The following is a 13,074-nucleotide window of genomic DNA, read 5'->3' on the forward strand; positions in this document are numbered from 1 at the left end:
CGGCCAGCCATCTTCCGCTTAAACCCCCTTTATCTAAAAAAAACTGACTTGGAAAATACGATTTAATGGCCCAATACGTAATGTCGATGCTCCGCGTGAGCAAGGTCGTGCCGCCCAAGCGGCAGATCATCAAGGATATTTCCCTCAGCTTTTTCCCCGGCGCCAAGATCGGCCTGCTCGGCCTCAACGGCTCGGGCAAATCCACCGTGCTGCGCATCATGGCCGGCGAGGACAAGGAATACGAAGGCGAGGTGCAGCACCAGCCCAACATCTCCATCGGCTACCTGCCGCAGGAGCCGCAACTCGACCCGGCCAGGACCGTGCGCGAGGAAGTCGAGGCCGCGCTGGGTGAAGTGATGCAAGCCAGGCAGAAGCTGGAGGAAATCTATGCCGCCTATGCCGAGCCGGACGCCGATTTCGACAAGCTGGCCGAGGAACAGGCGAGGTATGAGGCGATCCTCGCCACTTCCGGCAACGATACCGAAACCCAGATGGAAATTGCTGCCGATGCCTTGCGCCTGCCGCCATGGGACGCCAGCATCGAGCATCTGTCCGGCGGCGAGAAGCGGCGCGTGGCGCTGTGCAAGCTACTGCTTTCCAAGCCGGACATGCTGCTCCTGGACGAGCCCACCAACCACCTCGATGCCGAATCAGTGGACTGGCTGGAACAGTTTCTCACCCGTTTCCCCGGCACCGTGGTAGCGGTCACACATGATCGCTACTTCCTCGACAATGCCGCCGAATGGATCCTGGAACTCGACCGCGGCCACGGCATCCCGTGGAAGGGCAACTACTCGAGCTGGCTGGAACAGAAGGAAGCACGCCTGGAGCAGGAAAACAAGCAAATCGACGCCCACATGAAAGCCATGAAGCAGGAGCTGGAATGGGTGCGGCAGAATCCCAAGGCGCGCCAGGCGAAGTCCAAGGCACGTCTGGCCCGCTTCGACGAACTCTCCAACTACGAATACCAGCAGCGCAACGAAACCCAGGAAATCTTCATCCCCGTGGCAGACCGTCTGGGCGACAACGTGATCGAATTCGACGGCGTTTCCAAAGCCTACGGCGATCGTTTGCTGCTCGACAATCTGAGCTTCTCGATACCGCCCGGCGCCATCGTCGGCATCATCGGCCCGAACGGCGCCGGCAAATCCACCCTGTTCCGCATGATCACTGGCAAGGAGCAGCCGGATTCCGGCGCGGTCAAGATCGGCCCGACCGTAAAACTGGCCTACGTGGACCAGAGCCGCGATGCGCTGGTTAGCAAGAATACCGTATTCGAGGAAATCTCCGGCGGCGCCGACATCCTCACGGTGGGCAAATACGAAACCCCGTCGCGCGCCTACATCGGCCGCTTCAACTTCAAGGGCGGCGACCAGCAGAAGATCGTCGGCAACCTCTCCGGCGGCGAGCGCGGCCGCCTGCACCTGGCCAAAACCCTGATCGCCGGCGGCAACGTCCTGCTGCTCGACGAACCCTCCAACGACCTCGATGTGGAAACCCTGCGTGCCCTTGAAGACGCCCTGCTGGAGTTCGCCGGTTGCGTGCTGGTAATCTCCCACGACCGCTGGTTCCTCGACCGTATCGCCACCCACATCCTGGCAGCGGAAGGCGAGTCGCAGTGGACTTTCTTCAATGGCAACTACCAGGAATACGAGGCGGACAAGCGGAAACGACTGGGCGAGGAAGGCGCCAAGCCAAAGCGCATCCGCTACAAGCCGATCAGCCGCTAGTTGGAGAGGTGATGCCGACCCGCTTGATCAAACGCATAATCTGGGCGGTCGTTACCCTGATCATTGCGCTGGGGCTGGCGGGAACGCTGGGAATGCACTTCGCCGCAAAATCTCTCAAGGACAAAGTGACGCAAGCGCTGGGGCCGGAAAGCGAGGTGGGTGAAATCATTCTTGGCTGGTCCGCCATCGAGATTCGCAATATTCGTATCCGCGCACCTCAAGGCTGGCCATCCCAGGATACGCTGCGTGCTGAAAAAATCGTCATCAAGCCCGATCTGCGCGGATTGCTCTCCGCACAGGTGAAGCTACAGCGTATTACAGTGGAGGGAGGCTACCTCTCCATTCTCCGCTCACGCGAGGGAAATGTCCGGCTCCTGCCCAGCCTGCTCGATAAACCGGTGGAGAATTCCGAAAATCAGGCTCCGGCCATGCCGGTCAACATTGGCCTGGTTGAACTGAATTCATCCATGATTGAATTCTTCGATGCATCCATCCGCAAAACGCCGCACAAACTGCGTCTGGAGCAAATGCATGCACGCGTCGAAGACCTCCAGTTCCCTGCACTTGATCAGAAGACCAAAATCCAGCTGGATAGCGTGGTCAAGGGCAAACGCTCGGACGGAAGACTTGAACTCCGGGGATGGATGAGGCTGGACAACAGGGACTCGGAAATCAGCACCCGGCTTGAAAACGTGGATCTGGTCGCATTTCAGCCCTATCTCGTCAAAGCCTCTGAGACCAGCGTGCGCAAAGGCTTGCTGGACCTTGATCTGGAATCAACCATACGCGACAACCGCCTGTACGCACCAGGCACGATTACACTCTCCGAACTTGAGCTCGCTTCCAGCAGCAGCCCTTTCGGCACTTTCATGGGTGTACCACGTCAGGCTATCGTTGCCGCACTCAAGAACCAGAAAGGCAAGATCACAGTACAGTTCACTCTCGAGGGAAACATTAAAGATCCTCGTTTCTCACTCAACGAAAGTTTCACCCAGCGCACCGGCACAGCCATTGCCGAAAGCCTTGGCATCAGCATAGAGGGTCTCGCCAGCGGCGTTGGCGGCACCACCCACGGCATCGGCAGTGCTCTTGGCCGCCTGTTCAACAATTGAATACACAAGACCAAATTAATAGTTGACCGATTTCATAAACTATTATTTAATTGCGACAAGCAAACGAATTCTGTGGAGAAATAATGTCTGTTGAAATTTTACAAGCAATTGCTGCTGGCGATGTGAACAAAACCCTGGCCCTGCTGCGTAGCGGAGCCGATTGCGAGACCCGCGACGAGGCAGGAGCGACCCTGCTGATACAGGCGGCTGCCGCTGGCAACATTGCTCTGGTAAGGGCATTGATTGAAGCCGGAGCAGACGTCAACGCAAAAGACGAACTGGGCTGGACTGCCTTGATGAAGTCCTGTTTCAACGATGACGTTGATCATGGCTTTCCGGAAATCGCCCAGGCCCTGATTGACGCAGGCGCCGACGTCGAGGCCCAGATCGTTTACGGCACCCGCCCCCTGATGCTGGCAGCGGGTCGCGGCGAAGCGGGTGTGGTAGATGTCCTGCTCAAGGCGGGCGCGGATGTGCTGGCTACCAATGAGGGCGGACGAACCGCACTGATGATGGTGAAGGAAAAGTTCTACGTGGAAGTCATCAATCAGCTACATGAAGCCGAAATGGAGATCAAGGGCGAAGGGCCCAGTTGCGGTACCAAACACCCTCCCGGTGCCAATGTGGTTACCTTCCTCAAACCACCTGGTCACTAATCCTTGCCGTATTTGATGCGGAGCCGCTTCACTTCCTCGTTGTAGCGGCTCTGGTAATGGTTCGATCTCAGATTGGGATCAGCGGAATCGTGAAGTTTCTGGTTAGGGCAGGCTTCGACCTCCCTGACCATCAATTCCACCAGGGATTTCAACGCATGGCAGGCAGATTCGCGCTGCACAACAATATCAACCAGCTGATCAATGGTATTGTCGAGTTCCGCAATTTGCTGTTCAGACTCTTCCTTGTCAGCCTGAAGCCGAACCAGCTGGGCTCTCAGTTCATGCACCATACGGCGGTAATCCTCGATGGATTCCGCCACACCGTACATGCCAGAAATATCGGAAGATCTGACCATGAACGCCTTTCGACTTGGTTGCTGCGGGCTATAGGGTCTTGTATATTAGCATCAAATTTTGCTCTGGCGCGCAAGCGAAACCTCATGAATCCGGCATTTCTCCTCCTTGCAGCTCTGCTGCTTCCTGTATCACCCGCCATGGCAGGTAACTGGCACGCTCTGCAAAATACTTCTCAAGAATTACTTGAAGCAGGTGAGCCCCAGCTTGAGACCAGCGCAGATAACGCACAAGACAAATCCAGGAAGAAGGACAAGAAGCTGAAAGTCTGGAGCAAAATCACGTTTTCCCGCCCGGAGCAGGCAAGGCCCGGCGATTTTTATTACGCCTCTGCCAAATCTCTTTTGGCCATCAATTGCATCCAGCGCACACACCGGTTGTTGCAGAAAATCTATTACGCCGCAGATGGGCAGGAAATAAAATCCGTGTATTACGGTGAAGATGAAAAAATCAAATTCACCGTCCCTGACTCGGCCGAAGAGCGGGTTTTGAACTTTTCCTGCGCATTCAAAGTTGCAAAAGCAGAAAACCAGCCCCCCAGACGCGCACAGACAAAACCCGCCGAACCTAAAGAAAAATCCCCCATCACCAGCAAAGCAGCACAGAAACCTGAGGTCAAGGCTGCCTCAAACAGCAAGTCCTCCACCCCAACAATACCCCCCGCAAGCAAGCCCAAGGATAGTGCTGCAGAAAAGCAAAAGCGATGAGCACTGCTACTGGGCAGAACGTATACGCTGTGGTGGAATTTTATGTACCGCCCAATTTGCTATTGCCCACGACCAGAAATCCGCCAAATCCGCACTTGCCAAACCAAGCGGAGGACTCTGCCCGAGAAACTCCAGAACCCTGAACAACTGGGCTACAGGCTCCCGTGAATTCAGGGCTGGCGCCAGAGTCTGCTTGCTCAGCTTTTCCCCTTGCGCATTCACAGCTACCGGCAGATGAAGATAAGAAGGGATTGAAAGCTGGAGCAAATGCTGCAAATAAATTTGCCGCGGCGTGGATTCAAGAATGTCCGCTCCGCGCACAACATGGGTAATGCCTTGCTCCGCATCATCCACCACCACCGCCAACTGGTAAGCGAACAAACCATCCGCCCGGAGCAAAACAAAGTCACCCACATCTGTTTCCAGGTGCTGCCCATAATCGCCCAATAAACGGTCACAAAAGTGGATGGGTTTATTGTCCGTTACCAGGCGCAAGGCATGAATTGCCTTCCCGTCGCGCATGCCATGCCGGCAGCGGCCCGGGTAAACCAGCCCGGATGACGGCCCGGGAGCAGAATCAGCAATTTCTCGCCTCGAACAATTGCAGGGATACAATGCTCCCTGTTGCTGCAAATTTTCCAGGGCAGCACGGTATGCCTCCCCACGCCGGCTTTGATACATCACCTCCCCGTCCCAGAACAAACCAAACGCCTCCAGCATTCGCAATATGTCGTCCGCAGCTCCTGCCACCACCCGTGGTGGATCCAAATCTTCCATTCGTACGAGCCACGCTCCCTGACAGGAACGGGCATCAAGGAAGCTGCCGACGGCCGCCACCAGCGAGCCGAAATGCAAGACCCCCGTTGGCGAGGGAGCGAAGCGGCCACGGTAATGGGAAATTTTTGTGCTCACAGGAGGGATTTTGCACCAGAAGAACATCGCAGACAAAATTTGCGCATTGAGACCTATCATCAAAATCGGCTAACATACGCAACCAGCAGGCAATGAACAAGGAAGCCCAATGCAACACAAATCCGCCACAACAGCCGCACCAATCAACGACATCATCACCAAACGATGGAGTTGCCGGGCATTCGATGCGGCAAAGCCCGTCAGCCAGGATCAGGTCATCTCGCTGCTTGAAGCCGCACGCTGGGCACCTTCATGCTTTGGCGACGAGCCTTGGCGCTTTATTGTATGGAACCGGAACCGTGATGCCACCGCATGGCAGAAAGCGTTCGATTGCCTGGTGGAATGGAACCAGAACTGGGTCAAGAATGCCCCTGTACTGCTCCTTGTAACGGCCAACAGTCTTTTTCGCAAGAATGGCAAGCCAAATGGATGGGGTCAGTATGATACGGGTGCCGCAGCCGAAAACTTGTGTCTGCAGGCTGTCTCATTGGGCCTGATGGCTCATCAAATGGGCGGCTTTGATGCAGACAAGATTCGGCATGAATTTGATATTCCAGAGCAGTTCACCTGTATGGCCATGATCGCCGTCGGTTATCAGGGCGAGGAAACCGTCCTAAACGATGAACTCAAGGAGCTGGAACTCGCACCTCGCGAGCGCACGCCACTTGGTGAACATTTCTTTGAAGGTGCGTGGGGCGCGCCAATCCGGACGAAATAGCATCATCCAGCCCTTTTCATTCAAGTTGGAAACGTGCTTAAATAATCAAAATGCCCCACGAGGAGAATAATAATGGCCGATTCCACATATACATCTGAAATTGAAAAGAATTTTCCACGAATTGTGGAAAAGATCATCATGCTTTGGGGACACGAGAGTGTTGCCGCATTCCTGAGCCATTTATTGATTGACGATCGCGGCGACCGACAAGGATTTAACGGCGAGATCATGGCTGAAATCATGTTCCTCAATAACCTGTACGAGGACATGCAAAGAGACAAAACCCCTCAAACAGGTCAAGCCATCTGGGAAAATCCACTCATCAAGAACCTGAACAACTAGGAATTTTACCGCCTAAGGATTTTTTTCAGTCAAAATCAATCTTCTGGGCGCAATTTTACCCTCATCGGTTATTTCCCCCAAGCCCAGGAAAACATGCCCGGGCCCATATAAACTAACAGGTCCTTTTTCAGATTGCCCTGCCTGCCATACCTGCTGACCCTGCTGAATATAGTAAGCGCTTTCGCTATCCAGCGTTACTTTCGGTAGCCCTTCAAGCAAGCAATCACAGGGAAGCAGCGTTGCATCACGCTGTTCTGGCGTCATCAACTCCAACTGCGACAGGCTGAACGCATCGGACAAAGTGAATTTCCCTGTTTCAATGCGCCGCAATGCAATCATATGCGCACCGCACCCCAGAGCCGCACCGATATCTTCACCCAGCACACGAATGTACGTTCCCTTGCTGCAATGCACAGTAACATTCAACTCATCGCCGGAAAAGGCATCAAGAGTCAAGCTGTAGATCATCACATCACGTGGCTCACGATGGATTTCAATACCGGCCCTGGCATAGGTGTAAAGTGCCTTGCCCTGGTGTTTCAGTGCTGAGTGCATAGGGGGCATTTGTTTGATGGGGCCAACGAAAGTTTTCAGTACCATCTCCACATCATTGCGAGAAGCGGTAACCGGTTGCTGGCTGAGAATTTCTCCTTCGCTATCGCCAGTATTTGTGGTGGCTCCAAGTCTGAATCGTGCCTGGTAGCGCTTGTTGGCATCGAGAAGGTAGTGGGAGAATTTGGTTGCCTCTCCAAAACACACGGGCAGGAGGCCCGTTGCTATTGGATCAAGGTTGCCGGTATGGCCAGCCTTCTCGGCTTGAAAAAGCCTCTTGACCTGCTGCAGCGCGGTGTTGGAGCTAATGCCATGCGCCTTGTCAAGCAGCAGTACACCACTGACCGCCCGCTTGATGCGCTTGAACTGCACTAGTTATCTTCCTGCGACGGCTTGTCGCCCTCCAGTGCCACCGCTTCTTCTATCAGATGTGACAACTGGACCCCGCGCTCTACCGAGCTATCGAAGACAAAATGCAATTGCGGCATGATCCGAAGACGCATGCGATGAGCAAGCTGACTACGCAAATAGCCCGCTGCCCGATTCAAGCCCGCAAGCGTCTCATCAAGCGAATGCCCCTGGCTCAACAAAGTAAAGTAAACCTTGGCATGCGAGTAGTCAGGCGTAACCTCAACATCCGTCAAGGTCACCATGCCAACGCGCGGATCCTTGACCTCAAGCTGTATCAGTTCAGCCAGTTCGCGCTGAATCTGCTCGGCCACCCGGCGCGGGCGTGAATGGTCTTTAGGCATAAGTATTGGCTCCCAAATTAGCTTACAGGGTACGCGCCACTTCTACCATTTCGTAGACTTCAAGCTGGTCCCCGACTTCAATATCATTGAAGTTCTTCAGGGACAGGCCGCATTCGTATCCAGACTTGACTTCCTTGACATCGTCCTTGAAACGTTTCAGGGAATCAAGTTCGCCCGTATGCACCACAACGTTGCTGCGCAGTACGCGTACCGTGGCGCCACGTTTCACGACTCCATCGAGCACATAGCAACCCGCAACCGTACCAATTTTGGTGATGCGGAAGACATTGCGCACTTCAACCAGACCTATGACATTTTCCTTGCGCTCTGGCGGCAACATACCAGAAAGAGCAGCCTTAATCTCATCCACAGCCTCGTAAATGATGTTGTAGTAATGCACGTCCACACCAGAAGACTGGATCAGCTTTCTGGCCACAGAATCGGCACGGCTATTGAAACCAATCACTACCGCCTTGGAAGCAATCGCCAGGTTAATATCCGATTCCGTGATCGCACCCACGCCACTATGAATTACGTTAACCTTGACCTCGGTCGTGGACAGCTTTTGCAACGAATGAATCAGTGCCTCATAAGACCCCTGAACGTCGGCCTTGATGATGAGAGGCAGCGTTTTGACTTCGCCTTCACCAATTTGATCAAACATGTTTTCAAGCTTGGCTGCTTGCTGTTTGGCAAGTTTTACATCACGGAACTTGCCTTGACGGAACAGGGCAATTTCACGAGCCTTTCGTTCGTCCGTAATAACATTGGCTTCCTCGCCGGCCATCGGAACTTCCGATAGGCCCTGAATTTCAACCGGAATAGAAGGGCCAGCTTCCTTCACCGGAACGCCATTCTCATCCAGCATTGCTCTTACACGACCAAATACCGCACCCGCAAGCAACATATCACCCTGGCGTAGCGTTCCACTTTGCACAATGATCGTAGCCACTGGACCGCGCCCCTTGTCCAGGCGGGCATCAATGACCAGACCCTTGGCTGGCGATGTACGGGATGCTTTTAGTTCCAGCACTTCAGACTGCAAAGCCACACCTTCAAGAAGTGCATCCACGCCTTGACCCGTTTTTGCCGAAACCTCAACAAACATGGCATCACCGCCCCAATCTTCAGGAACCACACCCTGTGAACTCAATTCCTGCTTGATTCTCTCCGGATTAGCCTCAGGTTTGTCAATCTTGTTGACTGCCACCACAATCGGCACGCCCGCAGCCTTGGCGTGATGAATCGCCTCAATCGTTTGCGGCATCACCCCGTCATCGGCAGCAACGACCAGAATAACCACGTCAGTTGCCTTGGCACCACGAGCACGCAATGCTGTAAAGGCCTCATGACCTGGAGTATCAAGGAAGGTCACCATGCCACTTGGAGTTTCAACATGGTAAGCGCCAATATGCTGAGTAATGCCACCCGCCTCTCCATGAGCAACGCGAGTACGGCGAATATAGTCCAGCAAGGATGTTTTACCATGGTCAACGTGGCCCATCACCGTGACAACGGGTGCGCGTGGCTCAAGGACGACCTCGTGATGCTCGTTTGATTCTTCAAGGAAAGCCTCAGGATTATCCAATGCGGCTGGTTTGGCGACATGGCCCATTTCCTCGACAACGATCATCGCTGTGTCTTGATCAATCACCTGGTTAATAGTGACCATCATTCCCATCTTCATCATGGTTTTGATGACTTCTGCTGCTTTGACTGCCATTTTCTGTGCTAGTGCAGCAACAGTGATAGTCTCAGGCACAAGAACTTCATGCACAATGCGCTCGGTCGGCATCTCGAAAGCATGCTGGGCATCTGATTGCTGACGATGTGCCTTATCCTTGCGACCACCGCGCCAACTGCCAGCACTACCAGTATCCCCTCGCACTCTGAGACCACGCTTCTTATTCTTGTCATCAGACCAAGTAGTCTCTTTCTGCTTTTTAACACCTTTTTTCTCGGCTTTGGCAGCTTTCTCTTCTGGCGTAACAGCAGGTTTATGTAAAGTTCCTTCGCTCAGAGCCGCCTGTGCGGCCTGCGCAGCCACAGCAGTTGCCGCTTTAGCCGCGGCATCATCAGCCACACGCTTTTGCTCGCGCTCTTGCTTTTCACGCAATTCAGCGCTTTGACGCGCAAACAATGCAGCCTGGCGACGAGCCTCTTCCTCACGTTTGGCTATTTGTGCCGCATCCAGAATCGGCGCACGTATTGTCCGCGGCTGGGAAGCTTCCTTAACCTGGGGGGCTTCTTCAGATGGAGCGGCTTCCGCAGTTAGTGGCGCAACCTCCGGCAACAGGGTAACTTCAGCCTCAGGCAAACTGACCACCTCCGGCACCTCTGCGATCTCTTGCACCTGATCAGCCTCAAAAACAGGCAACAAATGAGTTTCTTCCGCTGCTGTAACCTGAGTCTCGGCCTGATCATCCAAAATTTTGGGCACTTCCATGGTCTCGGGCGCAGCTTCGTCAACAGCATCACGCTTAACAAAAACACGCTTCTTCTTAACCTCGACTTGAATCGTTCTAGCCTTGCCCGAACTATCGGATTTCTTGATCTCCGTCGTTTCCCGCCGCGTCAATGTAATCTTGCTCTTGGATTCCTTTGCACCATGCGAACGACGCAAATATTCGAGCAATTGAGATTTGTCCTGCTCAGTCAACAAATCTTCACTGGCGTACTTGTTAACACCAGCGGAGCGCAATTGATCAAGCAATGTTGCAGCAGGCAAACCCAATTCAGTAGCGAATTGCGTAACATTAATTTGTGCCATTTTCAGGCCTCCTGTTCTTATATTTTATGCAAACCACGGGGCGCGGGCGGTCATAATCAATTGTTTGGCACGTTCATCATCCATACCGGTAATCTCAACCAGATCATCCACAGCGAGATCAGCAAGATCCTCCAGCGTTATAACCCCCTGGCTCGCCAATACCCCTGCGGTTTCATTATCCATCCCCTCCATCTTGAGAAGGCTTTCAGCGGCATTTTCGAGTTTTTCTTCACTAACAATCGCTTCAGTCAGCAACGCATTTCGTGCACGACTGCGAAGTTCATTAACGGTGCCCTCATCCAAAGCCTCAATTTCAAGCATCTCGGCCAAGGGAACATAAGCCACCTCTTCTAAGGTGTTAAAGCCTTCCTGAATCAGGATATCAGCGACTTCCTCATCAACATCCAACTTCAACATGAAGATCTGCCGGATAGATGAATATTCCTCTTCGCTCTTCTGCTCAGCCTCTTCTACCGTCATGATGTTCAGATTCCAGCCGGTCAGTTCCGAAGCCAAACGTACATTTTGGCCACTACGGCCAATCGCCATTGCCAGTTGTTCTTCTTCAACGACCACATCCATATGATGCTTATCTTCATCGACAACAATACTGCTGACTTCGGCTGGAGCCAGAGCCCCAATAACAAATTGTGCAGGATCTGGAGACCACAATATGATATCGACACGCTCTCCGCCAAGCTCACCGGTTACAGCCTGAACACGCGAACCCCTCATGCCGACGCAAGTACCGATGGGATCAATTCGTTGATCATTTGATTTAACGGCAATTTTTGCCCGCATACCAGGATCACGCGCTGCAGCACGAATCTCCAGTAAGCCTTCTTCAATTTCAGGAACCTCAAGCTCAAATAGCTTGACAATAAATTCAGGCACGACTCTTGACAAAATTAACTGCGGACCTCGACTACCACGCTCAATACGTAATAGATATGCACGTACACGATCTCCAATCCGCAAATTTTCCTTTGGAATCATCTGATCCCGTGGCAAAAAGGCCTCAAGCCGACCTGATTCGATAATTGCACTGCCACGTTCCATCCGCTTGATAACACCAGTAACCAGGTGCTCTTTACGAGCAAGAAAATCGTTCAATATCTGTTCACGCTCGGCTTCACGGATTTTCTGCAAAATAACTTGTTTTGCAGCTTGCGCTCCAATTCTGCCAAATTCAACGGGTTCAAGTGCCTGCTCAATAAAATCACCTAATTGAGCATCAGATTTCTGCTTTACTGCATCTTCGACTGAAATCTGGCTCTCTGCAAACTCCACTGAGTCGTCAGCAATCACCTCCCAACGGCGAAAAGTCTCGTATTCACCCGAAGATCTATCGATAGAAACACGAACATCAACATCACCATGAAAACGCTTTTTTGTAGCAGAAGCCAGCGCGAGTTCTAGTGCATCAAAAACCACTTCCTTATCGACATTTTTCTCACGGGCCAATGCGTCAACCACCAGCAACACTTCACGACTCATACAACCTCCGATTTATCATTCGGCCAAATCTATCAAAATTTGTTATATTTTCAAATAAATCAGAATTTAGGCACCAATCTCGCTTTATCTATATTCTCAAAATCGAATTGCATCACATTTCCATCAACTTCAATTTTCAGATTTTCATTCTCGACACCTTTGAGAATACCCTCAAATTTTTTCCGGCCATGTATCGGAATGCGCAACTTCAACGATGCAGTTTCCCCTTCAAAACGTATAAAATCTGCCAACTTTTTTAAAGGCCGATCCAATCCTGGAGATGAAACCTCGAGCCGGTCATATTCAAAATCCATTTCTACAGCAAGTAATCTTGAAATATGATTACTAACTAAAGCACAGTCATCAATATTTATTCCGTCTGGCTTATCAATAAACAAACGCAGTAATTTCCCACGATTACCAATTTCCAGATCAACCATCTCGTAACCAAGTCCACTCAGCGTAGATTCAAGCAATGAATATAGTTCCATAACCTCACCACAAATAAAAAATGGGCCCCGTGGCCCACCTTTATTTTTTATATTATAGCAAAAAAGCAACAACTTCTGGCAAATCAAAAAAAAACCCTCTGCCAATTGGAGCAGAGGGTTCTTTATAAGGAGCTTGGCGGTGACCTACTTTCACATGCGAGGTGCACACTATCATCGGCGCTAAGTCGTTTCACGGTCCTGTTCGGAATGGGAAGGGGTGGTTCCAACTTGCTATGGCCGCCAAGCATAACTTGTAACTGCTAGCTATCAGCGATTAGCTGTCAGCTATCAGTATTAAAACGGAAGAAGTAATGGGTAAATAATTGTATTGGCTTTTCTGAATGCTCGCAGCTGATGGCTGAAAGCTATTATAGAAGCCGCTTAAGGTTATAGGATCAAGTCTCACGGGCAATTAGTATCGGTTAGCTTAACGCATTACTGCGCTTCCACACCCGACCTATCAACGTCCTGGTCTCGAACG

Annotated in this window: 13 protein-coding genes and 2 rRNA genes; 6 read left to right on the top strand and 9 right to left on the bottom strand. The window is 52.1% G+C overall.

Going from position 1 to position 13,074, the window contains the following annotated elements; genetic code table 11:
• The first annotated feature begins 65 nt into the window (after window positions 1-65).
• The 3 genes from ettA (at window position 66) to WC392_14385 (ending at window position 3,498) form a co-directional block, all read left to right on the top strand.
• On the top strand, window positions 66-1,730 hold the full coding sequence (gene ettA / locus WC392_14375) for an energy-dependent translational throttle protein EttA (protein MFA5243551.1): 1,665 nt from the start codon (window positions 66-68) through the stop codon (window positions 1,728-1,730).
• Between the two features lie 11 nt (window positions 1,731-1,741).
• On the top strand, window positions 1,742-2,842 hold the full coding sequence (locus tag WC392_14380; GenBank protein MFA5243552.1) for a DUF748 domain-containing protein: 1,101 nt from the start codon (window positions 1,742-1,744) through the stop codon (window positions 2,840-2,842).
• 83 nt (window positions 2,843-2,925) lie between these two features.
• Window positions 2,926-3,498, top strand: a complete 573-nt coding sequence (locus tag WC392_14385) for an ankyrin repeat domain-containing protein (GenBank protein ID MFA5243553.1) — start codon at window positions 2,926-2,928, stop codon at window positions 3,496-3,498.
• Here WC392_14385 and WC392_14390 read toward each other — a convergent pair.
• Window positions 3,495-3,854, bottom strand: a complete 360-nt coding sequence (locus WC392_14390) for a hypothetical protein (GenBank protein ID MFA5243554.1) — start codon at window positions 3,852-3,854, stop codon at window positions 3,495-3,497. The two genes, WC392_14385 and WC392_14390, sit on opposite strands and share 4 nt — an antisense overlap.
• Before the next feature lie 84 nt (window positions 3,855-3,938).
• On the opposite strand from WC392_14390, the gene WC392_14395 reads away from it, so the two are divergent.
• On the top strand, window positions 3,939-4,559 hold the full coding sequence (locus WC392_14395) for a surface-adhesin E family protein (protein ID MFA5243555.1): 621 nt from the start codon (window positions 3,939-3,941) through the stop codon (window positions 4,557-4,559).
• A gap of 6 nt (window positions 4,560-4,565) precedes the next feature.
• Here the strand turns inward: WC392_14395 and gluQRS are convergent, their stop codons facing one another.
• Complete coding sequence (gene gluQRS / locus WC392_14400) at window positions 4,566-5,498, bottom strand: tRNA glutamyl-Q(34) synthetase GluQRS (GenBank protein ID MFA5243556.1); 933 nt, start codon at window positions 5,496-5,498, stop codon at window positions 4,566-4,568.
• An 82-nt stretch (window positions 5,499-5,580) separates the two neighbouring features.
• Between gluQRS and WC392_14405 the strand changes: the two genes are divergently transcribed.
• A complete protein-coding gene (locus tag WC392_14405) occupies window positions 5,581-6,189 on the top strand; it encodes a nitroreductase family protein (GenBank protein MFA5243557.1) in 609 nt (202 codons plus the stop codon).
• A gap of 72 nt (window positions 6,190-6,261) precedes the next feature.
• A complete protein-coding gene (locus tag WC392_14410) occupies window positions 6,262-6,531 on the top strand; it encodes a hypothetical protein (protein MFA5243558.1) in 270 nt (89 codons plus the stop codon).
• A gap of 12 nt (window positions 6,532-6,543) precedes the next feature.
• On the opposite strand, the gene truB is transcribed toward WC392_14410, so the two are convergent.
• The 7 genes from truB to WC392_14445 all read right to left on the bottom strand — a co-directional run.
• Window positions 6,544-7,455 carry a tRNA pseudouridine(55) synthase TruB gene (gene truB / locus WC392_14415; GenBank protein ID MFA5243559.1) on the bottom strand — a complete coding sequence of 304 codons (912 nt, stop codon included), beginning with the start codon at window positions 7,453-7,455 and terminating at the stop codon, window positions 6,544-6,546.
• Window positions 7,455-7,835, bottom strand: coding sequence for a 30S ribosome-binding factor RbfA (rbfA, locus tag WC392_14420; GenBank protein ID MFA5243560.1), 381 nt, complete (start codon window positions 7,833-7,835; stop codon window positions 7,455-7,457). Before rbfA ends, truB begins: the two co-directional genes overlap by 1 nt.
• A gap of 22 nt (window positions 7,836-7,857) precedes the next feature.
• A complete protein-coding gene (gene infB / locus WC392_14425) occupies window positions 7,858-10,605 on the bottom strand; it encodes a translation initiation factor IF-2 (GenBank protein MFA5243561.1) in 2,748 nt (915 codons plus the stop codon).
• 24 nt (window positions 10,606-10,629) lie between these two features.
• On the bottom strand, window positions 10,630-12,102 hold the full coding sequence (gene nusA, locus WC392_14430) for a transcription termination factor NusA (protein ID MFA5243562.1): 1,473 nt from the start codon (window positions 12,100-12,102) through the stop codon (window positions 10,630-10,632).
• A gap of 59 nt (window positions 12,103-12,161) precedes the next feature.
• Window positions 12,162-12,593 carry a ribosome maturation factor RimP gene (gene rimP / locus WC392_14435; GenBank protein MFA5243563.1) on the bottom strand — a complete coding sequence of 144 codons (432 nt, stop codon included), beginning with the start codon at window positions 12,591-12,593 and terminating at the stop codon, window positions 12,162-12,164.
• 131 nt (window positions 12,594-12,724) lie between these two features.
• A 5S ribosomal RNA gene (gene rrf, locus WC392_14440) occupies window positions 12,725-12,838 on the bottom strand.
• 146 nt (window positions 12,839-12,984) lie between these two features.
• A 23S ribosomal RNA gene (locus WC392_14445) occupies window positions 12,985-13,074 on the bottom strand; the annotation flags it as partial.

The sequence above is a fragment of the Sulfuricella sp. genome, from assembly GCA_041651995.1.
Classification (GTDB): domain Bacteria; phylum Pseudomonadota; class Gammaproteobacteria; order Burkholderiales; family Sulfuricellaceae; genus Sulfurimicrobium.

Bases quoted from the DNA above. Each gene is read 5' to 3' on its own strand.
- rimP (MFA5243563.1), bottom strand. From the start codon at position 12,593: ATGGAACTATATTCATTGCTTGAATCTACGCTGAGTGGACTTGGTTAC.
- WC392_14410 (MFA5243558.1), top strand. From the start codon at position 6,262: ATGGCCGATTCCACATATACATCTGAAATTGAAAAGAATTTTCCACGA.
- WC392_14390 (MFA5243554.1), bottom strand. From the start codon at position 3,854: ATGGTCAGATCTTCCGATATTTCTGGCATGTACGGTGTGGCGGAATCC.
- WC392_14395 (MFA5243555.1), top strand. From the start codon at position 3,939: ATGAATCCGGCATTTCTCCTCCTTGCAGCTCTGCTGCTTCCTGTATCA.
- WC392_14380 (MFA5243552.1), top strand. From the start codon at position 1,742: ATGCCGACCCGCTTGATCAAACGCATAATCTGGGCGGTCGTTACCCTG.
- nusA (MFA5243562.1), bottom strand. From the start codon at position 12,102: ATGAGTCGTGAAGTGTTGCTGGTGGTTGACGCATTGGCCCGTGAGAAA.
- infB (MFA5243561.1), bottom strand. From the start codon at position 10,605: ATGGCACAAATTAATGTTACGCAATTCGCTACTGAATTGGGTTTGCCT.
- gluQRS (MFA5243556.1), bottom strand. From the start codon at position 5,498: ATGTTCTTCTGGTGCAAAATCCCTCCTGTGAGCACAAAAATTTCCCAT.
- rbfA (MFA5243560.1), bottom strand. From the start codon at position 7,835: ATGCCTAAAGACCATTCACGCCCGCGCCGGGTGGCCGAGCAGATTCAG.
- WC392_14405 (MFA5243557.1), top strand. From the start codon at position 5,581: ATGCAACACAAATCCGCCACAACAGCCGCACCAATCAACGACATCATC.
- ettA (MFA5243551.1), top strand. From the start codon at position 66: ATGGCCCAATACGTAATGTCGATGCTCCGCGTGAGCAAGGTCGTGCCG.
- WC392_14385 (MFA5243553.1), top strand. From the start codon at position 2,926: ATGTCTGTTGAAATTTTACAAGCAATTGCTGCTGGCGATGTGAACAAA.